General features: G+C 72.2%; 17 protein-coding genes. 12 read left to right on the top strand and 5 right to left on the bottom strand.

Features of this window, described 5'->3' with window-relative positions; translation table 11 throughout:
• The first annotated feature begins 196 nt into the window (after window positions 1-196).
• The 5 genes from ACWDBB_RS25810 to mshC all read left to right on the top strand — a co-directional run bounded on the left by ACWDBB_RS25810 (window position 197) and on the right by mshC (window position 5,157).
• Window positions 197-763, top strand: a complete 567-nt coding sequence (locus ACWDBB_RS25810; RefSeq protein WP_449791855.1) for a DUF3090 domain-containing protein — start codon at window positions 197-199, stop codon at window positions 761-763.
• A 44-nt stretch (window positions 764-807) separates the two neighbouring features.
• A complete protein-coding gene (locus ACWDBB_RS25805) occupies window positions 808-1,605 on the top strand; it encodes an SCO1664 family protein (protein ID WP_449791866.1) in 798 nt (265 codons plus the stop codon).
• A gap of 199 nt (window positions 1,606-1,804) precedes the next feature.
• Window positions 1,805-2,734 carry an AraC family transcriptional regulator gene (locus ACWDBB_RS25800; protein ID WP_449791854.1) on the top strand — a complete coding sequence of 310 codons (930 nt, stop codon included), beginning with the start codon at window positions 1,805-1,807 and terminating at the stop codon, window positions 2,732-2,734.
• A 123-nt stretch (window positions 2,735-2,857) separates the two neighbouring features.
• A complete protein-coding gene (locus ACWDBB_RS25795) occupies window positions 2,858-3,685 on the top strand; it encodes a dioxygenase family protein (protein WP_449791853.1) in 828 nt (275 codons plus the stop codon).
• 242 nt (window positions 3,686-3,927) lie between these two features.
• Complete coding sequence (gene mshC / locus ACWDBB_RS25790) at window positions 3,928-5,157, top strand: cysteine--1-D-myo-inosityl 2-amino-2-deoxy-alpha-D-glucopyranoside ligase (RefSeq protein ID WP_402404794.1); 1,230 nt, start codon at window positions 3,928-3,930, stop codon at window positions 5,155-5,157.
• 68 nt (window positions 5,158-5,225) lie between these two features.
• On the opposite strand, the gene ACWDBB_RS25785 is transcribed toward mshC, so the two are convergent.
• Together ACWDBB_RS25785 and ACWDBB_RS25780 are read right to left on the bottom strand one after the other, a co-directional pair.
• The gene (locus ACWDBB_RS25785; protein ID WP_449791852.1) at window positions 5,226-6,182 is read right to left on the bottom strand and encodes a PAC2 family protein; all 957 of its coding nucleotides are present in this window, start codon (window positions 6,180-6,182) and stop codon (window positions 5,226-5,228) included.
• Between the two features lie 321 nt (window positions 6,183-6,503).
• Complete coding sequence (locus ACWDBB_RS25780; RefSeq protein WP_449791851.1) at window positions 6,504-7,607, bottom strand: glycoside hydrolase family 18 protein; 1,104 nt, start codon at window positions 7,605-7,607, stop codon at window positions 6,504-6,506.
• Between the two features lie 142 nt (window positions 7,608-7,749).
• Between ACWDBB_RS25780 and metH the strand changes: the two genes are divergently transcribed.
• From metH to ACWDBB_RS25765, 3 genes are all read left to right on the top strand, one after another.
• Window positions 7,750-11,262: a methionine synthase gene (gene metH / locus ACWDBB_RS25775; protein ID WP_449791850.1), complete on the top strand. Its 3,513-nt coding sequence runs from the start codon at window positions 7,750-7,752 to the stop codon at window positions 11,260-11,262.
• Window positions 11,263-11,401: 139 nt separating this feature from the next.
• Window positions 11,402-12,106: an HAD family hydrolase gene (locus ACWDBB_RS25770; RefSeq protein WP_449791849.1), complete on the top strand. Its 705-nt coding sequence runs from the start codon at window positions 11,402-11,404 to the stop codon at window positions 12,104-12,106.
• A gap of 221 nt (window positions 12,107-12,327) precedes the next feature.
• A complete protein-coding gene (locus tag ACWDBB_RS25765; protein WP_449791848.1) occupies window positions 12,328-13,932 on the top strand; it encodes an ABC transporter substrate-binding protein in 1,605 nt (534 codons plus the stop codon).
• 105 nt (window positions 13,933-14,037) lie between these two features.
• Here the strand turns inward: ACWDBB_RS25765 and ACWDBB_RS25760 are convergent, their stop codons facing one another.
• Both ACWDBB_RS25760 and ACWDBB_RS25755 read right to left on the bottom strand, forming a co-directional pair.
• Window positions 14,038-14,709: a response regulator gene (locus ACWDBB_RS25760; protein WP_049650980.1), complete on the bottom strand. Its 672-nt coding sequence runs from the start codon at window positions 14,707-14,709 to the stop codon at window positions 14,038-14,040.
• Window positions 14,710-15,609 (bottom strand): RecB family exonuclease, encoded by a 900-nt coding sequence (locus ACWDBB_RS25755; protein WP_402404810.1) that lies wholly within the window; start codon window positions 15,607-15,609, stop codon window positions 14,710-14,712. It lies immediately after the preceding gene.
• A 264-nt stretch (window positions 15,610-15,873) separates the two neighbouring features.
• Here ACWDBB_RS25755 and ACWDBB_RS25750 point away from each other — a divergent pair, with 264 nt between their 5' ends.
• The 3 genes from ACWDBB_RS25750 to ACWDBB_RS25740 all read left to right on the top strand — a co-directional run bounded on the left by ACWDBB_RS25750 (window position 15,874) and on the right by ACWDBB_RS25740 (window position 18,752).
• Complete coding sequence (locus ACWDBB_RS25750; RefSeq protein ID WP_449791865.1) at window positions 15,874-16,986, top strand: site-2 protease family protein; 1,113 nt, start codon at window positions 15,874-15,876, stop codon at window positions 16,984-16,986.
• A 61-nt stretch (window positions 16,987-17,047) separates the two neighbouring features.
• A complete protein-coding gene (locus ACWDBB_RS25745) occupies window positions 17,048-18,007 on the top strand; it encodes a tRNA (adenine-N1)-methyltransferase (protein ID WP_449791847.1) in 960 nt (319 codons plus the stop codon).
• A gap of 130 nt (window positions 18,008-18,137) precedes the next feature.
• A complete protein-coding gene (locus ACWDBB_RS25740) occupies window positions 18,138-18,752 on the top strand; it encodes a hypothetical protein (protein ID WP_449791846.1) in 615 nt (204 codons plus the stop codon).
• Between the two features lie 20 nt (window positions 18,753-18,772).
• Here the strand turns inward: ACWDBB_RS25740 and ACWDBB_RS25735 are convergent, their stop codons facing one another.
• Window positions 18,773-19,078, bottom strand: a complete 306-nt coding sequence (locus tag ACWDBB_RS25735; RefSeq protein WP_392874377.1) for a ferredoxin — start codon at window positions 19,076-19,078, stop codon at window positions 18,773-18,775.
• 286 nt (window positions 19,079-19,364) lie between these two features.
• On the opposite strand from ACWDBB_RS25735, the gene arc reads away from it, so the two are divergent.
• Complete coding sequence (arc, locus tag ACWDBB_RS25730; RefSeq protein ID WP_402404822.1) at window positions 19,365-21,131, top strand: proteasome ATPase; 1,767 nt, start codon at window positions 19,365-19,367, stop codon at window positions 21,129-21,131.
• The last annotated feature ends 210 nt before the right edge of the window (window positions 21,132-21,341 follow it).

Below are 21,341 nucleotides of genomic sequence, written 5' to 3'. Positions count from 1 at the left end.
CCGCGCCGCCGACGGGCCGCCCGGGGAGGCACCGTCCGGGCGGCACCGTCCGCTTCCCCGGGTGCCACCCCGCCCGCGGCCGTCGGCTCGGCTCCCCGGCCGGAGCCCGAAGGTCGTAGGGTGACTGATGAGTCCATCCGGCCGCGATCCCGCCCCCTGTGGAACCGCGCCGACCGACACGATCCGGAGCGAGAGCGTGCCCCGTCAGGTCTTCTTCTACGACCAGCCCGAGCGGTTCGTGGCCGGCACCGTCGGCCAGCCCGGTGCCCGGGCGTTCTACCTCCAGGCCAGCGCCCGGGGCCGGATCACCAGCGTGCTGCTGGAGAAGACCCAGGTCGCCGCGCTCGCCGAGCGCATCGAGGAGGTCCTGGACGAGGCGCTGCGGCGCAGCGGCGGCGACGCCGCCATCCCGGCCGCCGCCCCGAAGGACCTGCTCGACACCGCCCCGCTGGACCTCCCGCTGGAGCAGGAGTTCCGGGTCGGCACCATGGCCCTGGCCTGGGACAGCATGGATGCCTGCCTGGTGGTCGAGGCGCAGGCGCTGGTCGAGGAGGACGACGAGGAGGCCGCCGAGGCGGTCTTCACCGACGACGAGAACGGCCCGGACATGCTGCGGGTGCGGCTGTCCGGCGCGATGGCCAGGGTCTTCGCCAAGCGCGCGCTGGACCTGGTCGCGGCCGGCCGCAAGCCCTGCCCCTTCTGCAACCTTCCGCTCGACCCGGAGGGCCACCTGTGCCCGCGCGCGAACGGCTACCGGCGCTGAACACGGACACCCCGCCGCAGGCCGACCCGGCGGCCGCCGCCGCGCTGGCCGCCGACGTGCCCACCGCCCTCGCGCTGCTGCGCCAGGGCGAGCTGACCGTGCACGGCCGGCTCACCGACGCCTCCAACGCCGCGCTGTACTGCACGGTGGCGCACGGCTCGCTGAGCGCGCAGGCCGTCTACAAGCCGGTGGCCGGCGAGCGACCACTGTGGGACTTCCCCGACGGCACGCTGGCCGGGCGCGAGGTCGCCGCGTACGAGCTGTCGGCCGCGACCGGCTGGGCGCTGATCCCTCCCACCGTGCTGCGCGAGGGCCCGCACGGGGCCGGAATGGTGCAGCTGTGGGTCGAGCCGGACCCCGGGGCCGAGCCGCTGCTGGCGCTGCAGGACCCGCGCGGCCCGGAAACGGGCTGGCTGCCGATCGTCCGGGCCGAGGTCGAGGGCGGGCGGACGGCCCTGCTGGTGCACCACGACGACCGGCGGCTGCGCCGGCTCGCCGTCCTGGACGCGGTGCTCAACAACGCCGACCGCAAGGGCGGCCACCTGATCCCGGCCGCCGACGGCCGGGTGTACGGGATCGACCACGGCGTCACCTTCAACACCGAGGACAAGCTGCGCACCCTGCTCTGGGGTTGGGCCGGGGACCCACTGCCCGGCGAGGCGCTGGAGGTGCTGGCCCGCTTGGCCGAGCAGTTGGACGGTGCGCTCGCCGAGCGGCTCGCCCCGCACCTGACGGCGGCCGAACTGGACGCCACCCGGGCCCGGGTGGCCGAATTGCGCGGCTCCGGCCGGCACCCGCTGCCGCCGGAGGACTGGCCCGCGATCCCCTGGCCGCCGGTGTAGCGGGTGCGGCGGGTGTAGGCGGTGTAGCCGGTGCGGCCGGGGCGCCTGCGGGCCCGCCCTGGCCGCACCGGTCCGGGGTCGCGGCCCGCCCGGGCATTTTGCTCCCGACCGCCCTGACCCACCAGTGGTCTGGACCGGTTCTCGAAAACGGCGACAGATGGTCTGGACCTGCCCCCGGAACAGGTCGCACACTGCTCCGATGGATGTGCGACGGACCACCCCCACCCCCCGAACCACGCCGGACCTGCCGTTGCACCGGTTACAGGTCCCGCTGCCCCACCTGCTCCCCTTCGCCGTCGGCAGTTTCGACGCGATCGGCCCGCTCTCCCGGGCGGGATTCCCGCACCGGCACTCTTTCTACGAGATCGTCCACGTCACCGGCGGCCGCGGCGCCCACGTCCTGGACCTCGTCCACCGGCCGCTGGCGCCACCGCAGTTGTGCGTGATCACCCCCGGCCAGGTGCACTACTGGGCGGACACCGAGGAACTGGCCGGCCGGGTCGTCCTGTTCAACGAGGACTTCCTGCTCGGCCACCCCCAGGACCTCGCCGCCCTGCGGGCCCTGGCCACCCGCCCCGCCCTCGCGCTCGGCGAGCAGGCCGACGCGATCGACGCGCTGCTCACCGACATGGAGCACGAGTACCGGACCAGGGCGCCCGGCTACCAGGGGGTGCTGCGGGCCAGTCTGCACATCCTGATCGTCCGGGCGCTGCGCGCCTGCGCCCCGGCCGGCCGCCCGGCGCTGCCCAGCCGTCCGGCAGAAGTGGCGGCCGCCTTCACCCGGTTGATCGCCCGGCCGGGCGGGGTGCGGCACTCGGTGGCCTCCATCGCGCAGGAACTCGGCGTCTCCCCGGGGCACTTGCAGACCCTGGTGAAGCAGGCCACCGGCCGCACCCCCGGCGGGCTGATCCGCCACCAGCAGACCCTGGAGGCCAAACGGCTGCTCGCCTGCACCGACTTGACGATCCGCCAGGTCGCCAAGGAGGCGGGCTTCGTCGATCCGGCGTACTTCTGCCGGTTCTTCCGCCGGGAGACCGGGATGACCCCGGGGGAGTTCCGGGCCGGGGTCGACGGAAATCACCACGATCCCCGGATCATGTCCATCGCGGTCGCGCCGGACGGCCCGTAACTTTGCTGCTGGCCACCGGTGGCCGGTCCGGCGCGCGGACGGGCGGCCGGTCCGGCCCTTGTCATGCCCCCCACCATGGCAAGGGCCGCCCCCACCCCCCGCCTCACGAGAAGGAGACGGCGCATGCCCACGCCCGACGGCATGATCAGCCGCAAGACCGTCCTGAAGGCCGCCGCCGCGCTCGGGGCAGCCCCGCTGCTGGTCGGCGGCGGAGTGGCCCTGGCCCGGGACCAGATCCACGGCGGCGAACCGCTCGGCCTCACCCCCGAGTGCCACGACGGTGACGCCCCCACCGTCGAGCAGATCGAGGGTCCCTACTTCAAGCCCAACTCCCCGCTGCGCAGCTCGATGGTCAGCGACGGGCCCGGCACCCACCTGGTCGTCAGCGGCTACGTCTTCGGCCGCGCCTGCCGGCCCGTCTCGGGGGTGCTGCTGGACTTCTGGCAGGCCGACAACGGCGGCAACTACGACAACGTCACCTACACCTTCCGCGGTCACCAGTTCACCGACGCCAACGGCGCGTACCGGCTGGACACCATCGTGCCCGGCCTCTACCCGGGCCGCACCCGGCACCTGCACGTCAAGCTCCAGGCCCCCGGCCGCTCGATCGTCACCACCCAGCTGTACTTCCCGGGCGAGCCGCGCAACAGCACGGACAGCATCTACGACCCCCGGCTGCTGATGAACGTCCGCCAGGACGGCCAGACCCGCGAGGCGAGCTTCGACTTCGTGCTGGACGTCCCGCAGACCCCCGGCACGCCGAGCCCCACCCCCACCCCGACCGGCGGGCCCAGCACACCGCCGCCGAGCGGGACCTGGGCAGCGGGCACCTCGTACCAAGCGGGCGACCGCGTCACCTACTCCGGCGTCTCCTACACCTGCCTCCAGGCGCACACCGCCATGGTGGGCTGGGAGCCGCCGAACGTGCCGGCCCTCTGGCAGCGGTCGTAGCGGCTCCGACCGCGTCCCCCGGGGCGCCGGGCGCCCGGTCGGCGGCAGGGCCGACCGGGCGCTCACCCGTGCCCGGCGCCGTGTCCCGTACGGCACGGCGGGGCCGGTACGGCACGGGCGTCACGCCCGCCGGTTCCGTGCAATACCAGTCGGGAAACAGTCGGGCAATGCCGAGAAGCGAATCCAGTCGATCTTTCGTACTGGTTAGGCTTTCAAATGTTCGCAAGGTTAAAGTTGTTTCCATGCATGCCTGGCCCGCCTCCGAGGTTCCCGCCCTGCCTGGTCAGGGGCTCCCCCTCCGTATCCACGACACCGCAGCGGGCACGGTCCGCGAGGTGGTGCCGCAGGACGGCACCGCCCGGATCTACGTCTGCGGCATCACGCCCTACGACGCGACCCACATGGGCCACGCCGCCACCTACAACGCGTTCGACCTGGTGCAGCGCGTCTGGAAGGACGCCGGCCACGACGTCCTGTACATCCAGAACGTCACCGACGTCGACGACCCGCTGCTCGCCCGCGCGGTCGAGACCGGCCAGGACTGGACGGCCCTGGCCGAGCGCGAGACGGCCCTGTTCCGCGAGGACATGACCGCGCTGCGGATGCTCCCGCCGGCCCACTACATCGGCGCCGTCGAGTCGATCCCGTGGATCGTCCCGATCGTCCAGAAGCTGCTGGCCTCCGGTGCCGCCTACAAGGTGGACGGCGACATCTACTTCTCGGTCGACGCCGACCCGCGCTTCGGCGAGGTCTCCGGCCTCACCCGCGAGGCCATGCGCCCGGTCTTCGCCGAGCGCGGCGGCGACCCGGAGCGCCCCGGCAAGCGCAACCCGCTGGACGCCCTGCTCTGGCTGGCCGCCCGCCCGGGCGAGCCCGCCTGGGACACCGAGCTCGGCCACGGCCGCCCCGGCTGGCACATCGAGTGCGTCGCCATCGCGCTGCAGTACCTCGGCATGTCCTTCGACATCCAGGGCGGCGGCAGCGACCTCTCCTTCCCGCACCACGAGATGGGCGCCGCGCACGCCCAGGTCGCCACCGGCACCCACCCGTACGCCAAGGCGTACGTGCACGCCGGCATGGTCGCCCTGGACGGCCACAAGATGTCCAAGTCCCGCGGCAACCTGGTCTTCGTCTCGGCGCTGCGCCGCGAGGGCGTCGACCCGGCGGCGATCCGCCTGGCGCTGCTCTCGCACCACTACCGCGCGGACTGGGAGTGGACCAAGAGCACCCTGGACGAGGCCGTCGAGCGTCTCGCCCGCTGGCGCGCAGCGGTCTCCCGCCCGGACGGCCCGTCGGCCGAGCGGCTGCTCGCCGAGGTGCGCGAGGCGCTCGCGAACGACCTGGACACGCCCGCCGCGCTGGCCGCGGTCGACCGCTGGGCGGCCGGCCAGGAGGCCGAGGGCGGCACCGACACCGGCGCTCCCGGCCTGGTGACCCGCACGGTGGACGCCCTGCTCGGCGTCGCGCTGTAACCCGCACCCGCACCACACGCCGAAGGGGCGCCAGGACTGGTCCTGACGCCCCTTCGGCCGTACGGAGGTCACTCCTCCTCGGCGCCGTCCTGGCTCTCCCGGGCCCCGCCGCCCGGCGTCTCCGGATCGGCCGGCCGCTCCGCCGTGGCGTGCCCGGCCACCGGCTTCTCGCCCGTCGGCCCGACGTTCTCCCGGCGGCGCAGGTAGCGCTCGAACTCGCGGGCGATGGCGTCGCCGGAGGCCTCCGGCAGCTCCGCGGTGTCCTGCGCCTCCTCCAGCTGCTGGACGTACTCGGCCACCTCGCTGTCCTCGGCGGCCAGCTGGTCCACGCCGATCTGCCAGGCCCTGGCGTCCTCGCCGAGCTCGCCCGGCGGGATGCGCAGGTCCAGCAGGTCCTCCAGCTTGTTGATCAGGGCCAGCGTGGCCTTGGGGTTCGGCGGCTGCGAGACGTAGTGCGGCACCGCCGCCCAGAGCGTCACGGCCGGCACCCCGGCGTGGGTGCAGGCCTCCTGGAGCACCCCGACGATGCCGGTCGGGCCCTCGTAGCGGCTCTCCTCCAGGTCCAGTCGGCGGGCCAGCTCGGGGTCGGAGGTGACGCCGCTGACCGGCACCGGACGGCTGTGCGGGGTGTCGCCGAGCAGCGCGCCCAGGATCACCACCAGCTCGACGCCCAGCTCGTGCGCGAAGCCCAGCAGCTCGTTGCAGAACGAGCGCCAGCGCATGCTCGGCTCGATGCCGCGGACCAGCACGATGTCCCTGGTGGTCGGTTCCGTCACCCGGATCACCGAGAGCCTGGTGGTCGGCCAGGTGATCCGGCGGATGCCGCCGTCCAGCCAGACCGTGGGCCGGTTGACCTGGAAGTCGTAGTAGTCCTCCGCGTCCAGGGCGGCGAACACCTTGCCGCCCCAGGTCTCGTCCAGGTGCGCCAAGGCCGCGGACGCGGCGTCGCCCGCGTCGTTCCAGCCCTCGAACGCGCAGACCATCACCGGGTCGATCAACTCGGGAACATCTTCCAGCTCGATCACCCAGCGTCTCCCTCCGGTCGGCGGTCGGACCTGCGCCGCCCCGGCTGGCCTGCCGGGGCGCCGACGGGCCGGCTGCCGACTGTCGAACCTCTCGTCTCCCATGGAACGCCTCGCCCCATGGTCCCTACCTGCCCAGCCTACGGGCTTTGATGCGCACCACGGCCGGGCACCGGGACAGTCTGGGGGAGCGGACCGCCGCGATCCACCGGATATCGACGGGCTCCTGGCTGACGGTCCGTCAGGTGTCCGGTGGGAGCGAAGGGTGTTCGATCGGCGACGCGGCGTGACGGTCGCCCGACCGCACGGTCCGCCGGGCCGGTGCTACCCGCCCTGCCCCGCCGTCGCCCAGCCCTCGCGGTACGCCGCCCAGTGCTCGGGCAGCGCGGCGAAGTCCACGTACAGCGCGACGCCGAAGTCGGCCCGCCGCCGGTCCTCCCGGCCCAGGCCGAGCCGGACGCCTCGGACGGCGGCCCGGACGGTCTCGGCGTCACCCCGGTGGCCCCACTTGTCGTCCCAGTAGAACGGCAGGCCCATCAGCAGGTCCACGCCGGCCGGGGTCGACCGCAGGGCGAGCTCGGTCTGCCGGGCCACGTAGCCGCCGTACAGCGGCTCGGTGGGCATCGAGGTGTCGTAGCTCATCACCGCGATCTGGTCGACCCGGCGGGCGGTCTCGGTGAAGTACGCCCGGTCCCACCACTTGCCGTGGCCGGTGAGCAGGATGCCGGCCGTGTGCAGGCCGGGGACGGGGTCGATCTGCGGGGCCGCCACCGACAGCTTGGCGCCGCGGGCCGCGGTGACCGGGCGGACCCGGTCGAGCAGCGCCAGCCAGCCCGCCGAACCGGGGCGGATCGGCTCCATGTCGAAGTGCACGCCGTCGAAGCCGAGGTCCAGCACCTGGCGGGCGGAGGCGGTGACCCGGTCGCGGGTGGGGCCGTCCTCCAGGTCCAGGGCGTCCTTCTCCGGCTTGACCTCGTCGCCCAGCCAGCTCTGCACCCGGATGCCGGGCAGCTCCCGGTGCACGGTGTCGGTGAACCAGCGGGCCCGGGGGTGGGCGGAGGGCGGCAGCGAGCCGTCGTGCTCCAGCGGGCCGGTGTGCACGTAGAGGTCCCGGACGCCGGTGCCGGCCAGCTGCCGGCCCAGCTCGGCCACGTCCGCCTCGGTCCTGCGGCCGTCCACCCAGGCGTGGCCGAGCCAGAGCGCGTCCCGGCCCCGGGTGCGGGCGTCGGCGGCGGGCGTGCCGGTGTAGTGCAGCCGGAACATCACGAACACCGATCCCAGCGCGGCGGCCGGCACGGCCGCCACCAGGGCCAGCACCAGCAGTGCCCGCCGCCACCGGGACCAGGCCCGCCAGTGGTCGCGCAGCGCGCGGAACGGGGCCGTCAGGCCCCGGCCGGCACGCCGCGCGGAGGTCCGGAATCCGGCCACGCGCTCTCTCCCCCTTGCGCTCGAGCGCTCAGGATACGGAATGGCCCGGCGGGCCGAGCCGTGGGCCGGATACCCTGGCCAGGTGCGTGCCCGACCAAGCGGGCTCGCAAAGCCGACAGCCGTCGCACCAGGGAGAAGCCCCATGGCCACAGCAGCCACCCCGTCCATCACTCAGCAGAGCCGCGCGAACGCACTGCGTGAGGCCCTCGCCACCCGAGTGGTGGTCGCCGACGGTGCCATGGGCACCATGCTCCAGGCGCAGGATCCGACGCTGGAGGACTTCCAGAACCTCGAAGGCTGCAACGAGGTCCTCAACATCACTCGCCCGGACATCGTCCGGTCCGTCCACGAGGCCTACTTCGGGGTCGGCGTGGACTGCGTGGAGACCAACACCTTCGGCGCCAACTTCAGCGCCCTCGGCGAGTACGAGATCGCGGAGCGGATCTTCGAGCTGTCCGAGTCCGGCGCCCGGATCGCCCGCGAGGTGGCCGACGCCCACGCCGCCGCCGACGGCCGCACCCGCTGGGTGCTCGGCTCGATCGGCCCCGGCACCAAGCTGCCGACCCTCGGCCACGCCCCGTACGAGACGCTGCGCGACGGCTTCCAGCAGAACGCGGCCGGCCTGATCGCCGGCGGCGCCGACGCGCTGCTGGTCGAGACCAGCCAGGACCTGCTGCAGACCAAGGCCGCCATCCTGGGCTCCAAGCGGGCGCTGGCCGAGGCCGGGCTTGACCTGCCGGTGCTGGTGCAGGTGACGGTGGAGACCACCGGCACCATGCTGCTCGGCTCGGAGATCGGTGCCGCGCTCACCGCGCTGGAGCCGCTGGGCGTGGACTACATCGGCCTCAACTGCGCGACCGGCCCGGCCGAGATGAGCGAGCACCTGCGCTACCTGGCCAAGAACGCCCGGATCGGCCTGTCCTGCATGCCGAACGCGGGCCTGCCGGTGCTCGGCAAGGACGGCGCCCACTACCCGCTGTCCCCGGCCGAACTGGCCGACGCCCACGACGTGTTCACCCGCGAGTACGGCCTCTCGCTGGTCGGCGGCTGTTGCGGCACCACCCCCGAGCACCTGCGCCAGGTGGTCGAGCGGGTCCAGGGCCGCCCGATCGCCCCGCGCGACCCGAGGCCCGAGCCCTCGGCGGCCTCGCTGTACCAGGCGGTGCCGTTCCGTCAGGACACCTCGTACCTGGCGATCGGCGAGCGCACCAACGCCAACGGCTCGAAGAAGTTCCGCGAGTCGATGCTGGCCGGCGACTGGCAGGCCTGCGTGGAGATCGCCCGCGACCAGATCCGGGACGGCTCCCACCTGCTGGACCTCTGCGTGGACTACGTCGGCCGCGACGGCGTCGCCGACATGAAGGAGATCGCCGGCCGGCTGGCCACCGCCTCCACCCTGCCGATCGTGCTGGACTCCACCGAGCCGCCGGTGCTGCAGGCCGGTCTGGAGGCGCTCGGCGGCCGCGCGGTGCTCAACTCGGTCAACTACGAGGACGGCAACGCCCCCGACTCGCGCTTCGGGAAGATCGCCTCGCTGGCCCGCGAGCACGGCGCCGGCCTGATCGCGCTGACCATCGACGAGCAGGGCCAGGCCCGTACCGCCGACACCAAGGTCGCGATCGCCGAGCGGCTGATCGCCGAACTCACCGCCGACTACGGCATCGACGAGGGCTCGATCCTGGTCGACTGCCTCACCTTCACCCTGGCCACCGGCCAGGAGGAGTCCCGCCGGGACGGCATCGAGACCATCGAGGCGATCCGCGAGCTCAAGCGCCGCCACCCGAAGGTGCAGACCACCCTGGGCCTGTCCAACATCTCCTTCGGCCTCAACCCGGCCGCCAGGGTGGTGCTCAACTCCGTCTTCCTGCACGAGTGCGTGGAGGCCGGACTGGACTCGGCGATCGTGCACGCCTCCAAGATCCTGCCGATCTCCCGCATCCCCGAGGACCAGCGCGAGGCCGCGCTCGACCTGGTCTACGACCGCCGCCGGGACGGCTACGACCCGCTGCAGCGCCTGCTGGAGCTGTTCGAGGGCGTCTCCGCCGCCTCGGTGAAGGCCTCCAAGGCCGAGGAGCTGGCCGCGCTCCCGCTGGAGGAGCGGCTGCAGCGCCGGATCATCGACGGTGAGCGCAACGGCCTGGAGGCCGACCTGGACGAGGCGCTGACCGTCCGTCCGGCGCTGGAGATCATCAACGACACCCTGCTGGCCGGCATGAAGGTGGTCGGCGAGCTCTTCGGCTCCGGCCAGATGCAGCTGCCGTTCGTGCTCCAGTCCGCCGAGGTGATGAAGACCGCGGTGGCCCACCTGGAGCCGCACATGGAGAAGTCCGACAGCGAGGGCAAGGGCACCATCGTGCTCGCCACCGTCAAGGGCGACGTCCACGACATCGGCAAGAACCTGGTCGACATCATCCTGTCCAACAACGGCTACAACGTGGTCAACCTGGGCATCAAGCAGCCGGTCTCGGCGATCCTGGACGCCGCGCAGGAGCACAACGCGGACGTCATCGGGATGTCCGGCCTGCTGGTGAAGTCCACCGTGATCATGAAGGAGAACCTGGAGGAGCTGAACCAGCGCAAGCTGGCCGCCAGCTTCCCGGTGATCCTCGGCGGCGCCGCGCTCACCCGCGCCTACGTCGAGCAGGACCTGCACGAGATCTACGAGGGCGAGGTCCGCTACGCCCGGGACGCCTTCGAGGGCCTGCGGCTGATGGACGCGCTGATCGCGGTCAAGCGCGGCGTGCCCGGCGCGGCCCTGCCGGAGCTCAAGCAGCGCCGGCACGCCCGGGTCGAGGTGGAGGAGCCGGAGCCCGAGGTGAACCTCGGCCAGATCCGCTCCGACGTCGCCGTCGACAACACCGTGCCGGTGCCGCCGTTCTGGGGCGACCGGATCGTCAAGGGCATCCCGTTCGCCGACTACGCCTCCTGGCTGGACGAGGACGCGCTGTTCAAGGGGCAGTGGGGCCTGAAGGCCGCGCGCTCCGGCGAAGGGCCGTCCTACGAGGAGCTGGTGGAGACCGAGGGCCGGCCGCGGCTGCGGGCCTGGCTGGACCGCCTGCAGACCGAGGGCTGGCTGGAGGCCGCCGTGGTCTACGGCTACTACCCGGCCAACTCCAAGGGCGACGACCTGATCGTCTTCCACGAGGACGGCACCGAGCGCACCCGCTTCACCTTCCCGCGCCAGCGGCGCGGCCGCCGGCTCTGCCTGGCCGACTTCTTCCGCCCGGAGGAGTCCGGGGTGCGGGACGTCGTGGGCCTCCAGGTGGTCACCATGGGCAACCGGATCTCGGAGGCGGCCAACGAGCTGTTCGCCGGCAACTCCTACCGGGACTACCTGGAGCTGCACGGGCTCTCGGTGCAGCTGGCCGAGGCGCTGGCCGAGTTCTGGCACGCGCGGGTCCGCTACGAGCTGGGCTTCTCCGGCGAGGACCCGCAGGACGTCAAGGACATGTTCGCGCTCAAGTACCGCGGCGCCCGCTTCTCGCTCGGCTACGGGGCCTGCCCCGAGCTGGAGGACCGGGCCAAGATCGCCGAGCTGCTGAAGCCGGAGCGGATCGGCGTGGTGCTCTCCGAGGAGTTCCAGCTCCACCCGGAGCAGTCCACCGACGCGATCGTGATCCACCACCCGGAGGCGAAGTACTTCAACGCCCGGTAACTCCCGGTTTCCGTTGCGTTCGCTCTTTCCGGACGAAGCGGGCGTATCCTTGATGATCCTGAACGGGCCGGTCCGCTCACCTGCGGGCCGGCCCGCGCCTTCCCCGGAGACGCTCCGGGCCTGCCGGAAGGACCCCGCCATGACGACCAGCTCCACCGCCACGCGCATCCTCGAACACGGGGACGACCGCGGGCTCCAGGCGGTGCTGCTGGACATGGACGGGACGCTGGTGGACACCGAGGACTTCTGGTGGCAGGCCGAGGCCTCGCTCTTCGCCGAGCTGGGCCACGAGCTGGACGAGGCCGACCGCGCCCACGTGGTCGGCGGCCCGATGGCCAGGGTGATGGAGTACCTGGTCGCCAGGACCGGCGCGGACATCGCGCCGGCGGACCTGGGCGTGCTGGTCAACCAGCGCTTCGTCGACCTGCTGGCCGGCGGCGTGCCGCTCATGCCGGGCGCCGAGCGGCTGCTCAACACCCTTGCCGCGCACGGGATCCCGGCCGCCATGGTGTCCGCCTCGCACCGGCACGTGATCGACATCGTGCTGCGCTCGCTGGGCGCCCACCACTTCGCCTTCACCATCGGCGGGGACGAGGTGCCGCGCACCAAGCCCTTCCCCGACCCGTACCTGGAGGCCGCCCGGCGACTCGGCGCGGAGCCGGTCCGCTGCGTGGTGATCGAGGACACCCCGACCGGGGTGCGGGCGGGCGAGGCGGCCGGCTGCCCGGTGATCGCGGTGCCCTCGGTGGCGGCGATCGAGCCGGCTCCGGGGCGGCTGGTGCTGCCGTCGCTGGAGCAGGTCGACCTCGATCTGCTGCGCTCCCTGGTCGCCTCTCGGGTGTGATTGTCGTCTCATTGCGACCCGGCCTCACCGGCCGATAAGCGGCCCGGCGGGGCTCCGGACCGAAGTCGCCGGGGGAGAAAACGGGCAATGGCTGACAACTCGTCGAGCGCGCCGTGATGCCCTGAACCGCCGTGTCCCAAACGTCATCAGCGCGGGTATCGGTCGTACGTGTTCGATGTGGCACGCTACTCCAGTTCGTGCCACCCAAAAGGACGCGCCTCGTGAAGACTTCAGCTGAACGCCTGGCAGTACTCGGTTGCGCCGGCCTGGTCGCCGTGTCGGTGGCGGGCTGCGGATCGGTGACCGACGTGGTCAAGGGGGACGGCGGCAAGTCGATCACCATGGGCACCAGTCAGCTGACCGGTGTCCTGGACCCGGCGGCCGCCTACGACGCCGGCTCCTGGCTGCTGCTGCGCAACACCTTCCAGTCGCTGCTCACCTTCCAGGCCGCGGCCAGCTCGCCGTCCCCGGACGCCGCGCAGTCCTGCGAGTTCACCAGCGCCGAGGCCACCGAGTACCACTGCACCCTGAAGCCCGGCCAGAAGTTCTCCAACGGTCACCCGCTGACCGCCCAGGACGTGGTCTTCTCGATCGAGCGCACCAAGAAGATCAACGACCAGACCGGTCCGGTCGAGCTGCTGGACTCGATCAAGTCCGTCGAGGCCAAGGGCGACAACGAGGTGATCTTCCACCTCTCCACGCCCGACGCCACCCTGCCGGCGAAGCTGGCGAGCCCGGTCGGCGCCATCGTGGACCACCAGGTCTACCCCGCGGACAAGGTCGTCCCGAACGACAAGCTGATCGGCTCCGGCCCGTACCGCTTCGACGCGGTCGAGAACCTGAGCGGCGGCAAGCAGCTGGGCAAGGTCGTGCTGTCGGCCAACGACAAGTACGGCGGCGAGGCCAAGCTGCGGAACAACAAGTTCACCGTGCGGTTCTTCGACAAGTCGGAGGACCTCAAGGCGGCGCTGGACAAGGGCGAGATCGACCTCACCGACAACAGCCTGGAGCCGAACACCGCCGCCCAGGTCCGCTCCGACCAGCAGGGCGGCAAGACCGACCTCCAGGTGACCGAGGGCGACAGCAACGACACCCGTTCGCTGGTCCTCAACACCAAGGACCCGCTGATGAGCAACGTCGCCGTCCGCCAGGCCGTCGCCCAGATGATGGACCGCAAGGCGCTGGCCCGCGACGTCTTCGCCCGCACCGTCCAGGCGCTCTACTCCATGGTCCCGGCCGGCCTGCCCGGCCACACCACGGCCTTCTTCGACCGCTACGGCGACCAGGACGTGAACAAGGCCAAGAAGATCCTGGCCGACGCCAAGATCCAGACCCCGGTCAAGTTCACCCTCACCTGGTCCCGTTCGCGGGCCGGCAGCAACGAGGCCGAGACGCTGAAGAAGCAGCTGGAGACCGGCGGCCTCTTCCAGGTGACGCTCGTCCAGGAGCCGGACTGGGACTCGTACCGCAAGGGCTGGACCGAGGGCAAGTACCAGGCGTACATCATCGGTTGGTTCGCCGACTACCCGGACCCGGACAACTACCTCGCCCCGCTGCTGATCAACGGCGGTGCGTACCACCACGGTTGGGACGACCCGCGGATCAGCGGGCGGCTGGTGCCGGAGGGCCTCAAGCAGACCGACCGCAGCGCCGCGGCCGCCACCTACGCGCAGATCCAGGCGATCGAGGCCGAGAACGTGCCGCTGATCCCGCTGTACCAGAACAAGTCCTTCTTCGCGGCCCGCTCGTACGTCACCGGCGTCGAGTCCACCGTCGACACCACCGGCTACTTCCGCTTCTGGGAGATCAGCCGGAACAACAAGTAGCGCCCGCAGGACGGCGGCCCGCCCGCATCCCCGTCGGTACGGGGAGCGGACGGGCCGCCGTGACGTCTCCGCGGCCCCCGGGAGGCCCAGGGGCCGCCGGAACCGCTAGAGGGCGCCGGGGCGCACCAGTCCGCTCTCGTAGGCGTACACGGCCGCCTGCACCCGGTCGCGCAGCTGCAGCTTGGTCAGCACGTGGCCCACGTGCGTCTTCACGGTCGTCTCGCTGACGAACAGCTCGGCCGCGATCTCCGCGTTCGACAGCCCGCGCGCCACCAGCTTCAGCACCTCCAGCTCGCGCTCCGTCAGCGCGCCCAGCGCCTGCGGCGGCGCCTCGTCGCCCGAGGGCAGCTTGGTGGCGTACATGTCCAGCAGTCGGCGGGTGATGCTCGGCGCCAGCATCGCCGCGCCGTCCGCGACCACCCGGATCGCCTGCACCAGCTCCTCGGCCGGGACGTCCTTCAGCAGGAAGCCGCTGGCGCCCGCGCGCAGCGCCTCCACCACGTACTCGTCCAGGTCGAAGGTGGTCAGCACCAGCACCTTGGCCGGGCCGTCCCGCCCCGGGCCGGCGATCCGGCGGGTCGCCTCGACGCCGTCCATCCTGGGCATCCGGATGTCCATCAGCACCACGTCGGGCTGCAGCGCCCGCACCTGGTCCAGCGCCTGCTGGCCGTCGCCGGCCTCGCCGACCACCACCAGGTCGGACTCGGCCTCCAGGATCATCCGGAAACCGGTGCGCAGCAGCGGCTGGTCGTCGACCAGCAGCACTCGGATCGTCACCTAGGACTCCTTGCTCATCGGATCCCCCGTGGGATCGCTCTCGTCCGACGTACGGGCTACCGGCAGCGGGTACGGCGGCGGGGTGCCGCCGAACTCCGGGCAGCTGGCCTGGTGGTCGCACCAGTCGCAGAGGCGGTTGCGGGTGGCAGGGAAGTCCCCGGTGGCCACCGCGTGGCCGATCCGCTCCCACAGCGCCAGGAGCTTGCGCTCCACCGCCAGCAGGTCCGCCTGGTCCGGGTCGTAGCTGACCACGTCACCGCCGCCACCGAGGTAGACCAGCTGGAGGCGCTTGGGGATCACGCCCTTCCAGCGCCACACCACCAGGGCGTAGAACTTCATCTGGAACATCGCCTTGCCCTCGAAGTCCCGCGAGGGCGCCCGGCCGGTCTTGTAGTCCACCAGCCGGACCTCGCCGGTCGGGGCGACGTCCACCCGGTCGATGTAGCCGCGCAGCAACAGGCCCGAATCCAGGGCCGTCTCCACGTAGAGCTCCCGCTCCACCGGGTGCAGCCGGGTCGGGTCCTCCAGCCGGAACCACTGGCCGACCAGCTTCTCGGCGTCCGCCAGCCAGCGGGTCAGCGCCGCGCCGTCCGGGTCGTCCGGGAACAGCGTGCCCAGCTCCGGGCGCTCGCCCAGCAGCCGCTCCCACTGCGGGCGCAGCAGGCCCAGCGCCCGCTCCGGCGTCCGCTCGGCCGCCGGGCTGTCGAAGAGCCGCTCCAGCACCGCGTGCACCAGCGTGCCCCGGGTCGCCGCCGAGCTCGGCGGCTCGGGCAGCCGGTCGATCACCCGCAGCCGGTACAGCAGGGGACAGGTGAGGAAGTCCCCCGCTCGGGACGGGGAGAGCCCGGTCGGGGGTGCCGCCGGTCGCGCGGTGGCACTGCTGGTCTCGGTGTGCTGCATGGCTACGACCCTATTGCCCTTCGCCGTCATCCCGCTGCCACGGTGCTGCCACGGCCGCCGTGAGTGGGTAGGAAGCTGGAAGCAGGGCCGTGCGGCGCCGGAGGGCCACGATCACGTAGCGTGGGCGCACCGGGCACGACGGGGGAGACGACCGAAGGGATCACGGTGAGCGACAGCAGGGGGCAGCAGTCCTCCGACCAGCCACCGCAGGCGGGCGAAGGGCGCCCGGCCGGGCCGCCGCCCGAGCGCCGCGGCGGCATCCTGATGGGCCGGCCCTTCGGCGTGCCCGTCTACGTCACACCCTCCTGGTTCGTCATCGCCGCGCTGATCACCTGGGTGTTCGGCGGACAGCTGGGCGACGTGCTGCCCGACCTCGGCGGTGCCCGCTACCTGGTCGCGTTCTTCTTCGCGGTGGCCTTCTACGCCTCCGTGCTGGTGCACGAGCTCGCCCACACCCTGGTCGCGCTGCGCTACAAGCTGGGGGTGCGGCGGATCCAGCTCCAGTTCTTCGGCGGGGTGTCCGAGATCGAGAACGAGGCGGAGCGCCCCTGGCGGGAGTTCTGGCTGGCCTTCGTCGGCCCGCTGCTCTCGCTGCTGCTCGGCGGCGTGTTCTACCTCGCCGTGCGGGCGGTGGAGCCGTCCACCGTGCCCGGGGTGCTGCTCACCGGCCTGATGGTCTCCAACCTGGTGGTCGCCGCCTTCAACCTGCTGCCCGGCCTGCCGCTGGACGGCGGCCGGATGCTGCGCGCGCTCGTCTGGGCGGTCACCGGCAAGCCGATGACCGGCACGGTGGCCGCCGCCTGGGTCGGCCGCGGGCTGGCCGTCGCCGTGCTGATCGGCCTGCCGCTGCTCAGCGCCTCCCGCGGGGTCGAGCGCACCACCACCGACACCCTGGTGGACGCGGTGCTGGCCGCGGTGCTCGCCGCGATCATCTGGAACGGCGCCACCGGCAGTCTGCGCAACGCCCGGCTCAAGGAGGTGCTGCCCGGCCTGCGGCTGCGCGAGCTGGCCCGGCGGGCCGTCGAGGTCACCGCCGACACCCCGCTCGGCGAGGCGCTGCGGCGCGCCCGCGAGGCCCAGGCCGGCGCGGTGATCGTGGTCGACGGCCGGGGCGAGCCGATCGCCCTGGTGCGCGAGTCCGCCGTCCGCTCGGTGCCCGAGCACCGCCGCCCCTGGGTGGCCGTCGGACCGCTCGCCCGCGACCTCGAACCCGGCATGCGACTGGACGCCGACCTCGGCGGTGAGGACCTGCTGCGGGCCGTCCAGGCCACCCCGGCGGGGGAGTACCTGGTGGTCGAGCCGGACGGCCGGGTGTACGGCGTCGCCGCGCTCAGCGACATCGAGCAGCGGCTGACCGCCGCCCTCACCGGCCGCTGACCGGACGGCCGACGATCACCCGCGTCCCGCGGGCCGGTCCGCTTCCCTTAGGATTGTCGGCATGTCCGAACCGACCGGTGCCGCCCGCCGACGCGGGCCCTTCCAGGTCGGGGACCAGGTCCAGCTGACCGACCCCAAGGGTCGCCACTACACGTTCACGCTCCAGGCCGGGAACCAGTTCCACACCCACAAGGGTGCGTTCCCGCACGACGAGCTGATCGGCGCTCCCGAGGGCACGGTCGTGCGCACCACGGGGAACGTTCCGTACCTCGCGCTGCGCCCCCTGCTCCCCGACTACGTCCTGTCCATGCCGCGCGGCGCCGCCGTGATCTACCCCAAGGACGCGGGGCAGATCCTGGCCATGGCCGACATCTTCGCGGGTGCCCGCGTGGTCGAGGCCGGAGTCGGCTCGGGTGCGCTCAGCACGTACCTGCTGCGCGCCGTCGGCGAGCAGGGCATGCTGGCCTCCTACGAGCGTCGGCAGGACTTCGCCGACATCGCCCAGGGGAACGTCGAGCGCTACTTCGGCGGCCCGCACCCGGCGTGGAAGCTCACCGTCGGCGACCTCCAGGACAACCTGGTCGAGACCGACGTCGACCGCGTCATCCTCGACATGCTGGCCCCCTGGGAGTGCCTGGACGTCGCCTCCAAGGCGCTCGTCCCCGGCGGCCTCATCTGCTGCTACGTGGCCACCACCACACAGATGTCCAAGACCGTCGAGGCGCTGCGCGACCACGGCACCTTCACCGAGCCGCAGGCCTGGGAGACCATGGTCCGCACCTGGCACCTGGAGGGCCTGGCCGTCCGCCCGGACCACCGGATGATCGGCCACACCGGCTTCCTGCTCACCGCCCGCCGCCTGGCGGACGGCGTGGAGCCGCCGCTGCGCCGCCGCCGTCCGGCCAAGGGCGCGTACGGCGAGGACTACGACAACGGGGCGCCCGAGCCCACCCTCCAGGAGCGCGCCGCGGCCCGCAAGGCCGCCCGCGCCACGGACGCGGACCAGCCCGACCTGGGCTGAACCCGGACCCACCGAGAAGGGGTGGTACGAGCACGGCGCTCGTACCACCCCTTTCGCATGCCGCCGAGCACGGTGTGGGACGATGCTCGCTCACGCAGAGCGGCTTGTGGAGCCCTGGAGGGGACGCCTGGTGAAGACCGCGGTCGGGACGACGACGGCGACGACTGGACAGCGGACACCGCGGGGCCGTTCCGGGCCCGGACACGCGCGCACCGCCCCCTGGCACTGGGCCGTCGCCCTGGCCGGCTGCGGCGCGGTGGTGGGGGCCGCGCTGGCCGCCTCCCCGGCGACCGGCACCCCGGTACCCGCCCACGAGACCCCCAAGGCCATCGCCGCGACCGCCGCCCCCGACCCGGCCCGGGCCCAACTCCCGCTGGACTGCGGTCCGTTCCCGGTCAAGACGACGCTGGTCGTGCCCGCGCGGCTCGGTGACGGGCGCCCCGGTACGGTGGTCACCGCGCACTGCGCCACCGAGACCGGCACCCCGCCGGACGCCGTCTTCCTGCTCGGCTTCGGCCCGGGCGAGCGCCCCGAGGTGGTGGCCACCCTGCTCGCCGAACGCGAGAACCTCACCGTGAGCCGGATCGCGGTGCGGTCGGACGGCGTCATCACCGGCCACGCGCAGGGGTATTCGAGCGAGGACGTGCCGCGGTTCCGGCCGGACGTCTCGGTCGACCTCACCTGGACGCACCGGGGCGGCGGCTGGGAACGCTCCCAGGCCGCCGCCCCGGTCTCCGCCGTGTGACGGACCGACTACGGACCCGACTACTCCGCGTCCGGCCCGTACACCTCGACCCGGTCGGCGACCCGGCGCACGTGGATGCAGTCGCCGGGGCACTCCTTCGCCGAGTCCACCACGTCCTGAAGGATCGTCAGCGGCACCGGGGCGGTCTCCCCGGGCTGCTGGCGCAGCTCGTCGTCAGGCCCCTTCACGTAGGCCAGCCCGTCGATGTCGAGCTCGAAGACCTCGGGTGCGTACTGCGCACAGATGCCGTCGCCGGTGCACAGATCCTGGTCGATCCACACCTCCAGCTCCTCGGCCGCTGCCGCCGTCTGCTCGGTCACCGACATGGTCCCCTGCCGTTTCTGTCCCGGGTCGCCCCTATTCCTGGAGCAATCCCGCCATTCGTACAACGATCGGACCTCCAGTTGTGGTCGCGATCGGATATCACTTCGCCCGACGATACATCTGGCCCGCTTTGGGCGGTGCGCGGTGGGTATCCCCCTTAGCAGAGGGGAAGCACGCTGGGGCGAAGATCGGACACGCCCGTTCCATCTTTCTTGATCTAGGGGTTTACGGACCCCTGGTCCCAGGTAGGGTCTGGAAGCGTCCAGCTCCCCGGAGGAGGTGAGGACCGTGGCAGCCCACGATGACGACTACAACCGCAGCACCGGCAGGCCCGCTCGTGGTTCCGACGAGGCCGCTCAGGTCTCGTACCTTGAGCAGGAAATCGCCGTGTTGCGCCGCAAGCTCGCCGACTCGCCGCGCAATTCGAGGATCCTCGAAGAGCGGATCGTCGAGCTCCAGACCAACCTGGCGGGCGTGACCGCCCAGAACGAACGGCTCGCCTCCACCCTGCGCGAGGCCCGCGACCAGATCGTGGCCCTCAAGGAGGAAGTGGACCGGCTCGCACAGCCCCCGGCCGGCTTCGGCACCTTCCTCGACGCGAACGAGGACGGCACCGCGGACATCTTCACCGGGGGGCGCAAGCTCCGCGTGAACGTCAGCCCCAACGTCGCCCTCGACGAGGTGCGGCGCGGCCAGGAAGTGATGCTCAACGAGGCCCTCAACATCGTGGACGCGATGGCCTTCGAGAACATCGGCGAGATCGTCACCCTCAAGGAGCTCCTGGAGGACGGCGAGCGCGCCCTGGTCCTCGGTCACACCGACGAGGAGCGCGTGGTGCGCCTCGCCGAGCCGCTGCGCGGGATGACCATCCGGGCCGGGGACGCCCTGCTGCTGGAGCCCCGCTCCGGCTACGTGTTCGAGGTCGTGCCGAAGTCCGAGGTCGAGGAGCTGGTCCTCGAGGAGGTCCCGGACATCGACTACCGCCAGATCGGCGGTCTGAGCAACCAGATCGAGCAGATCCGCGACGCGGTCGAGCTGCCCTACCTGCACGCCGACCTCTTCAAGGAGTACGAGCTGCGCCCGCCCAAGGGCGTGCTGCTCTACGGCCCGCCCGGCTGCGGCAAGACGCTGATCGCCAAGGCGGTCGCCAACTCGCTGGCGAAGAAGGTCGCCGAGGTCACCGGCCGCCCCCAGGGGAAGAGCTACTTCCTCAACATCAAGGGCCCCGAGCTGCTCAACAAGTACGTGGGCGAGACCGAGCGGCAGATCCGGCTGGTCTTCCAGCGCGCCCGGGAGAAGGCGGGCGAGGGCACGCCCGTCATCGTCTTCTTCGACGAGATGGAGTCCCTGTTCCGCACCCGCGGCTCCGGGGTCAGCTCGGACGTGGAGAACACCATCGTCCCGCAGCTGCTCGCCGAGATCGACGGCGTGGAGGGCCTGGAGAACGTCATCGTCATCGGCGCCTCGAACCGCGAGGACATGATCGACCCGGCGATCCTGCGGCCCGGCCGCCTGGACGTCAAGATCAAGATCGAGCGCCCGGACGCCGAGGCCGCGAAGGACATCTTCTCCAAGTACCTCAAGGACTCGCTGCCGTTCCACCCGGACGACCTCAAGGAGCACGACGGCTCCGTCGAGACCACGGTGGCCGCGATGATCCAGTCGGTCGTGGAGCGGATGTACTCCGAGACGGAGGAGAACCGCTTCCTGGAGGTCACCTACGCCAACGGTGACAAGGAGGTCCTGTACTTCAAGGACTTCAACTCCGGCGCGATGATCCAGAACATCGTCGACCGGGCGAAGAAGATGGCCATCAAGGACTTCCTCGACCACGGCCAGCGGGGTCTGCGCGTCTCCCACCTGCTCGCCGCCTGCGTGGACGAGTTCAAGGAGAACGAGGACCTCCCGAACACCACCAACCCGGACGACTGGGCCCGCATCTCCGGCAAGAAGGGCGAGCGGATCGTCTTCATCCGCACGCTGGTCACCGGCAAGCAGGGCGCCGAGTCCGGCCGCTCGATCGACACTGTCGCCAACACGGGGCAGTACCTGTAAGCACGCGGTTGTCCGGGCCGGCAGCGGTCCCCGGAGCTGTACGCACCCCGTCCGGCTGTGGCGCCTCGCGGCCCCGCAGCCGGACGGCGCGTCTCCGGGCCCGCCGCTCGGCGCCGGGTTCTAGGCTCGACCCACCGTCCGCGGGCAGAGGCCGGCGTCGGTGTTGTTCGGCGGTACGTCAGCGTGCTCCGCCCGTCGGGGGCGGTGCAC

It is taken from the genome of Kitasatospora sp. NPDC001095 (assembly GCF_053598615.1).
Note: the sequence above shows the minus strand (reverse complement) of the source record. Positions and strands in the feature narration are given on the sequence as shown.